The sequence below is a fragment of the Bartonella sp. MU70NMGDW genome (assembly GCF_042194085.1).
GTDB lineage: Bacteria > Pseudomonadota > Alphaproteobacteria > Rhizobiales > Rhizobiaceae > Bartonella > Bartonella grahamii.
The window spans coordinates 1-5,452 of sequence record NZ_JBHIMK010000103.1; the positions used below are offsets into that span (position 1 = coordinate 1).

The following is a 5,452-nucleotide window of genomic DNA, read 5'->3' on the forward strand; positions in this document are numbered from 1 at the left end:
CAGCTGCAAAAAACCGCTTTGCCCCACAAAAGAAAAACTAACCTCCTCTTATGAGATCTTGACTATGAAAAGAACAAAAACAATATACATTTCTGTTTTTTAAAAGCCCGTTAACAAAAAGTTTTTACCCGCTTCCTCACACACATAGGGAAAACATGATAAAAAAAATCCGTGTTTTTTCCTTTTTGTATTTTGTGTATCATTTTACCAGCGCCCATCGTCTTTATAAAAAACACCAATCCCCTCATCAAATCACCTATAACTAAACCAACATCTCCACTGAGGAAAGTCTGCAAATACATTCCTCCAAAGCTTTTTGTGTATAATTTGTCCCCTACAAACAACCCAAAATTTAATCTTTGAGATAAGAACTCTCAAGACACCTACATTCAAGAACATCGACTTTTCCAAAAAAAACATTTTAGATATACATCAAAATGAATAAATCATCCTTATACAAGCTTTTCCCCCTTTACGATATCATAAAGTGTTCTACTTTAATGATAAAGCGCTGAAAAAAAGCCTTTCTCCCCAACCAAAGAAAGGGATTCCTCTCTTATGGATCTTAAAGAAGCGCAATACGATAAGAGCAACAATCAAAATAAAAAACAATTTGTTTCAAACATACACAAACGAGATTTTCATATGGCAAGATGTTCGTATGGAGCAATAAGAAAAACATAATGGAGAAAGATTCTTGATGACTGCTTTTGCCCATAGATTCACTAATCTAAGTACTGTGTATGAAAAGTACCAACTCCATCCGCAAACCAAGAGCGATTGCACCCGCCATATCCACGATCTTCATCAAAGCGCTCTTACAAATAACTTTATTAAAAGAAAAAAACCAACAATTTTAAGCAACGTTTTTCTTTTTGACCTCTTCCTTACACCTCAAAGAATGGAGTTTTTTCCAGAGTCAACTTGTAGATAATCCATTTTCTGACCACTCATGGGATTCATACCAGCACCTTCAATACCAGTATTTTACAGCACAACAGGATAATAAACAAAAAGAAACATCAGAAAACCTTTCAAAAGTATCACAAAACGATCGATACAACCATCCATACACTTGAGGGAAAAGCACTCCCTCTCATAACACCAAAAATCTCAAAAGAATACGCGAAGGGGAATTTTTCATATGCAGCGTTTAAGACGCTTATCAACCACCACCCTACTTAGGAGAGATTATATGTTAGAGCAAAATTATTTATATAAAGGTACCTTAACACTCAAAAATAAATACGGCATAAAAAATCCCAAAAAACTGTATGAACGCTGTGCCCATGATACCGCCAGAGAAGCTGTCAATTTTCGCCATGAACCACTTCCACAAAAATTTGATTCCACTTATTTAAAATTAATTCACTGGAGCCTCTTCCACAAAACTTTTGAATGGGCTGGAAAAACCCGTGATGTATCCTTTACATTTGAAGACGGAACCTCTGCCCATATGCCGGCGATGCGTCCCAAAGGTTATGAAGTTCCTTTTGCTGTCGGACCGCAGATTCAAAAAAAACTAAAACAACTCGAAAAAACACTTAATGAGAAGAACAATTTAAAAGGTTTATCGCGCCAAGAATTTGCTGAAAATGCCGCTGAAGTTTTTATGGTGCTCGAGCACGCACATCCTTTCCGAAAAGGGAATGGGCGCGTAAATCGAATGTTTATGGAAAAACTTGGACAAGCAGCAGGACATACCATTGACTTTTCTTTCATCACAAAAAGACGCATGACAGCAGCTTGTATTGAAGCCATGCAATATGGCAATCCCCAACCGATGAAGGATCTTTTTGAAGATATCACGCATCCGCAAAAATCCCTTATTTTAAAAGAATTCATCTCCCAAATGAGAAATGCTGGACTAGATGAAATTAACAATCGTATTGTTGTTGCCGCAAAAGAAGGGATCCCCTATGAAGGCATCTTTAGAGGTTTTTCAGCAGAAGGTTTTGTCATGGAAGTAGACGGTGCTTTCGTCGTCGGCCACAAAGATGATCTCCCCCCAGAACTCGTCAAAACATTACAAAACGGTGCCCGCCTCTGCTTTCAAAAAAACAACGTTCAAAGCTTACAAGAAACACTGATCCCAAAAGAGACATTAGCACCTCTCACACATGAAGAGTTATTCACAAGGATTTCAAATGACCCTTATGTTGAAGCATGCCGAAAAGAAATCGAAAACTTATCAAAGATTGTTTATGGTAAAGCCCACGCCTTAAAGACAAAAACGGATATCTTAACGGCAGATCCAAGCTTAGGAAATCAGTTTGCCAATGAAATTTTACAAAACCCTCAATCAATTTCTAAACTTGCAGGAAGAAAAATACTTGACATGAAAAGTCCAAATCGCAGACAGGCGGAACAAACTGTTCCACAACTCAGCCAAGCCCTTAAAAATTATGCCACAATAACAGAACAAACAAAAGAAGAAACTTTAGAACAACATCAAAGAGAACAAAAACGCCTGAGCCACACCGTCGAAACACCTGGAAAAAATTTACAAAACCTGTTTGCCTTACCAAGAGAACAACAAAGAGAAGCTTTATTGCATTCTCGTTCACTGCGACAAGAACTCCATCACTTTTCGCGCCAACTACATAATCGTCTATCCTCAGAAGATCGTAAAGCCATACAAGAAAAAGATTATACCAGACTAGCTTGCCTACTTGGAACATCAGAAAGCAGAGCAAAAGAAATTGCGAATACTGTAAGGAACACCAAAGAAGCACAATGTCAAGCTCCCACCTTAAAAGTTAATCGCTCTTCATCACTTGCTCTTACCGGCTAAAAACGAGTGAACTTTTTTCTTCCAACTAACTCTTGGCGCAAATCATTTTATCTCCATTGCGCCCACCAGTTGTTTTAGAATGTTACAAAAAATAGTCCTAAAAATGAATCCTGTAATTTACTATAACTTATTGATAAAATTTCATAAAAAAACTGTATAAAAGACATAAATGTCCACTACATATAAATATGAATAGCGCGAAATCTTTGGAGGTCATTCAATTCGATATCTGCCTTGTGTCTTACAGTTATCAAAAAGTAGGGAATGCGCCAACGCCAAAGAGGTTTTCTAAAAATATTGAAAGGAAACAGCCATGAAAAAAAGTTACCCAACCGCTTCTACCAATGTAGATGAACTAAGACGACAATTTGAGCAACAAAATCTAGGAGCTTCTAATGTAGAAGACCTCCACGCAAAGGTTAATAAACCACCCAAAGAACAGCGCAACCCACAACAATATACACTTCAACAACCACCAACAACGGTCTATGCTCCCAAAAAGCCACTAGAACAACAAAACCTAGGAGCTTCTAATGTAGAAGACCTCTACGCAAAGGTTAACAAACCACCCAAAGAACAGCGCAACCCACAACAATATACACTTCAACAACCACCAACAACGATCTATGCTCCCCAAAAGCCACTAGAAAATCCCTATGACAGACTTGGTGGGAGACCAAGTGATGGGCGACGCGCCGACAAACTCGTAGATCCCTATGCAGTAACGGATCTGGAGGCGAAAGGTTGGCAAACGTCCCCTTACGAGACAATTGGTGAAGGTGCACAAGGTGGACGATATCCCCATGAACCAGAACATCTCTATGCAGAGCTTGAATTTGGTGAAAGTGGTGGGCGCTCCCCCCAAAGACCGCTAGAATCTGTCTATGCAACGGTTGGCATGGGTGCTGAAGGCGGGCAAGAGTCTGAACAACGAGAAAATCCCATCTACCAAGGCGTTGGCAGAGGAACGACAACATCTCCCAGAACCCCGAAAGATGAGATTACAACAAAGCTTTTACAAAACACAAGTTTTCAATATGGTGTAAGAGAAACCCAAGAGTGGTGCAACGTTGTTTACGGTAACGAACATGCTTTGAATGAACACTTGGCTAAGATTCTTGACGATCCAAAAAATGCAGAAAAAGTCTTGCGGGACCTTGCAGAAAATCCTGAAAGCGCGGGTAAGCTTGCAGGTAGGAAAGCACTTGGCATAAAAAGTCACGCACGCAAAGAAGCTGAAGAGGGTTTTTCTCCCCTTTGCTCAGCTCTTGAGAGACATATCCATACTACACAAAAGCTCCATAAACAGTTTACACGGGAGCAGGAAAGAGAAAGAGGTCAAAGACACGAAAGTCCAGAAAGAGACTCAGAGCACAGACATCACTACCATCATCGCCATCATCACGCAAAAGGAAGAGAACAGGCTAATCCAGAGCACGGCTCACAACAACGAAAACATGCAACCGAAAAAGGAATGGCTTATGCCGTGTAAGGCATAAACGTAAAAACACATAAATTTTTGGTTTTCATGTAATCTCTTGGCGTAAATCGTTTCATTGCGGTTGCGCCAAGAATTGTTTTATCTTGTGATAGAAAATAATCCTAAAAATGGATGCAGTAATTGACTATAACTTATTGATAAAATTTCACAAAAAAACTGTATAAAAGACACAAATTCCCATTACGACAGTGATAAATAGCGTCGATCTTTGGAGACCACTCAATTTTCTTCTTATAAAAACCATAAAAGTATAAAGGGCGAGAGTGTGCACCAAAGAGGTTTTCTAAAACAATTCTTGAAAGGAAACATACATGAAAAAAGATCACCCTCACCCTTTTCCATCTCCTTCAATACAAGAACTTATAGAGCTCTATGAAAAAGCAGCAGCAGAAGTATCAGGCGGTGACTCCCTCCCTAAAGAAACGCTTTCACAAAGCAAAAGACTGTCATCCATACTGGAAAAAGATGAGGAAAGACAATCTCTTTTAGAAGAAGAAACTGTACATGCATCAACAAATCCAACAACGCTTCTAACAAGAGGCAACTCTACCAAAAGGCAGAAACAACTTGAAACGACACACTCAACAGTTACTTCACAAGTTTCTCAAAAAAGGGCAACAAGAATTCTCTCAGAGGAAGAAATCATTCAATTGCTTCCACACCATTCATTGGTTCAAACATATCGAGAGGAAATCCAACGTTTATCCGCAAGTGCATATGGCGATTCAAATATTTTGCAAGAAAAAATGCAGGAAATTCAAAAAAATCCTGCTGCAGGAAAGGAGCTCTCATGGCGCATGGCAGCCCATCCTGAAAGTATTGCTAAACTTTCAGGCACCAGCACGTTGGGCTTCAAAAATCGAACGCGCAAACAAGCGGAAGAAGATTTTTCCGCCCTTTGCGTCACCGTTGATTGTTATACAAAAGCTGTAAAACAGGCAAGAGAGAGCCTATTGCAATTTCCAGAGCAAGAACTAAAAAACTATGAACGTTTAATGGGAAAGGCAGCAGTCACTGAACTTCTGCAAAAACCAGATCAACGTGAAAAAGAAACTCTTTCAGAGGCAGAAATTTCTACCAAAATTCAACAACATTCAAAAGTCAAAAGGCACTATGCCCAGATCAAATATTGGTGCGAAGTTGTTTTTGGTAACGCA

3 protein-coding genes are annotated in these 5,452 nt (G+C 39.3%); all 3 read left to right on the plus strand.

Annotation, left to right across the window (positions count from 1 at the left end):
• Nucleotides 1–1,195: 1,195 nt before the first annotated feature.
• Entirely contained in the window at nucleotides 1,196–2,794 is a 1,599-nt protein-coding gene (locus ACFIKE_RS08100; RefSeq protein ID WP_375649158.1) for a BID domain-containing T4SS effector, read from the plus strand.
• A gap of 313 nt (nucleotides 2,795–3,107) precedes the next feature.
• The gene (locus ACFIKE_RS08105) at nucleotides 3,108–4,286 is read left to right on the plus strand and encodes a BID domain-containing T4SS effector (protein ID WP_375649160.1); all 1,179 of its coding nucleotides are present in this window, start codon (nucleotides 3,108–3,110) and stop codon (nucleotides 4,284–4,286) included.
• Nucleotides 4,287–4,606: 320 nt separating this feature from the next.
• A partial coding sequence (locus tag ACFIKE_RS08110; protein WP_375649163.1) for a BID domain-containing T4SS effector occupies nucleotides 4,607–5,452 on the plus strand: 846 nt, incomplete at its 3' end.

What these genes read in the sequence shown, in the direction of transcription:
- ACFIKE_RS08100 (WP_375649158.1), top strand. Translation starts at nt 1,196, where the DNA reads ATGTTAGAGCAAAATTATTTATATAAAGGTACCTTAACACTCAAAAAT.
- ACFIKE_RS08105 (WP_375649160.1), top strand. Translation starts at nt 3,108, where the DNA reads ATGAAAAAAAGTTACCCAACCGCTTCTACCAATGTAGATGAACTAAGA.